The sequence below is a fragment of the Streptomyces sp. SID3212 genome, from assembly GCF_009865405.1.
In the GTDB taxonomy this organism is placed as follows: Bacteria; Actinomycetota; Actinomycetes; order Streptomycetales; family Streptomycetaceae; genus Streptomyces.
In genome coordinates this window covers 1-2,389 of the sequence record NZ_WWJY01001033.1, presented here as the reverse complement: position 1 = coordinate 2,389, position 2,389 = coordinate 1, and the positions used below count along the sequence as shown (strand labels likewise).

Annotated in this window: 1 protein-coding gene; it reads right to left on the bottom strand. The window is 73.6% G+C overall.

Going from position 1 to position 2,389, the window contains the following annotated elements:
* The coding region (locus tag GT042_RS30510; protein ID WP_161311926.1) for a condensation domain-containing protein at positions 1-2,389 on the bottom strand (2,389 nt) is incomplete at both ends.

Below are 2,389 nucleotides of genomic sequence, written 5' to 3'. Positions count from 1 at the left end.
CCGACACCACGGCGGCCGACCGGCCGAGCACCACCCCGACCCCGTCCTCGGGTCCGACGCCGAGGCCCGCCAGGGTGTCGGCGAGGTCGGCGGAGATCCGGTCGAGTGCGGCGTACGTGAGGGTGGTGTCCTCGCCGGTGACGGCCACGGCGTCCGGGGTGCGGAGCGCCTGGGCCGCGAAGAGGGCGGGGAGGGTGGCGGGGTCCGGGGTGTCCGGCGTGGCGGCGGGCAGGTCGCGACCGGTGCCCCACCGCGTCACCCGGGTGTGTTCGTCCGGTGTCATCAGGTCGTGGCCCGCCACGGGCCGGCCGGGGTCGGCGGCCACCTGTTCCAGGAGGCCGACCAGACGGGCCGCGAGGGCATCCACCGTGGTCCGGTCGAAGAGGGCGGTGGCGTACTCGATCCCGGCGGTGAGGCCGCCCCCGTCCCGCTCCTCGGTGAAGGCGAAGGTGAGGTCGAACTTGCTCAGGCCGTTGTGGACGAGCCGGTCCTCGACGGTGAGCCCCGGCAGGTCGGGCCGTACGGTCTCCTGGTTCTGGAGGACCAGCATGGTCTGGAACAGCGGGTGGTGGTCGCGGGCCCGGACCGGGTTGAGACTCTCGACGAGACGTTCGAAGGGGACGTCCTGGTGCCCGTAGGCGGCCAGGTCGAATTCTCGTACCCGTACGAGCAGTTCACGGAAGGTCGGGTTTCCGGACAGGTCCGTGCGCAGGACGAGCGTGTTGACGAAGAACCCGACCAGGTCCTCCAGCGCCTCGTCCGTACGCCCGGCGACGGGCGAGCCGAGCGGGATGTCGTCGCCCGCGCCGTGTCGGTGCAGCAGGGTCGCCACCGCCGCCTGGAGCACCATGAACAGGCTGCTGCCCGACTCCCGTGCCAGGAGCAGGAGTTGGGCGTGCAGAGCCGGGGGTACGTCGAAGGTGTGGACGGCCCCTCTCGGGTCGGCGGTGACCGGGCGCGGCCGGTCCAGCGGCAGGTCGATCAGGCCGGGCAGTCCGGCGAGAGCGGTGTGCCAGTGGTCGAGTTGGCTCCGCGGCACGCTCGGGAGTGTGCCGTCGCCCTCCCCCAGGGTCGCGTGCTGCCAGAGCGTGTAGTCGGCGTACTGGAGCGGCGTGCCCGCCGCCGGCTCGGGGGCGTGGCCGGCGAGACGGGCCTGGTAGGCGTCGCCGAGATGGCGGGCGAGCGGCGCGAGGGACCAGCCGTCGCCCGCGATGTGGTGCAGGACGAGCACGAGGACGTGGTGGACGGGCGACGAGCGCAGGAGCAGGGCGCGCAGCGGCAGGTCCGTGACGACGTCGAACGGCTCACGTACGGCGGCCAGGACGGTCGCCTCCAGGTCGGCGGGCGCCGTGCTCACGACCGGCAGAGCCGGTGTGGCGGTGTCGGCAGGGAGGATCAACTGGTGCGGCACGCCGTCCCGTTCGGGGAACAGCGTGCGCAGCGCCTCGTGGCGTTCCACGACATCGCCCAGGGCCGCGCGCAGGGCGTCCGGGTCGAGCCGGCCGCCGAGTTCCAGGACGAGCGGGATGTTGTAGGCGGAGCTGGGGCCTTCGAACCGGTTGAGGAACCACAACCGCTGCTGCGCGAAGGACAGCGGCAGCGGATCGGGCCGAGACGCGGCGTGCGCCACCGGCGGGCGGGCCGGGCCGGGTGTGTCGAGGACACGGGCCAGGGCCGCGACGGTCGGGTGCTCGAAGAGGGTACGTACGGCGACCTCGGCGCCCAGGACGGAACGGACGCGGCTCACCACACGCATGGCGAGGAGCGAGTGGCCGCCGAGGTCGAAGAAGCTGTCGTCCGGGCCGACCGAGGGCACGTGCAGGACGTCGGCGAAGATCCCGGATAGCAGGTCCTCCTGGAGCGTGCGCCGCCCCGCGCCGGCGGAAGTACCGGGGCCCGGGTCGGGCGCGGGCAGGGCGCGCCGGTCCACCTTGCCGTTGGGCAGGAGCGGGAGTTCGTCCAGGACGACGACGTTGCCGGGCACCATGTAGTGCGGCAGGGTCTCGGCGAGGTCGTCACGGAGGGCGGCGGGGCGGGGGGCCGGGTCGCCGGTGACGGCGTAGGCGACAAGACGGCGCCGGCCTGGTTCGTCCTCGCGGATCACGGCGCAGGCGGCCGTGACGCCGGGGCGCGCCAGGAGCGCGGCCTCGACCTCGCCCAACTCGATCCGGAATCCGCGCAGTTTGACCTGGTCGTCGGCGCGGGACACGTAGTCGAGCAGGCCCTGCGCGTTCCACCGTACGAGATCGCCCGTCCGGTACATCCGGGCACCGGTGGCGTCGAACGGGTCGGCGACGAACCGTTCCGCGGTCAGACCCGGGCGGTGCAGGTAGCCCCGGGCGAGGTTGGGGCCCGACAGGTACAACTCCCCGGTGACGCCCGGCGGTAC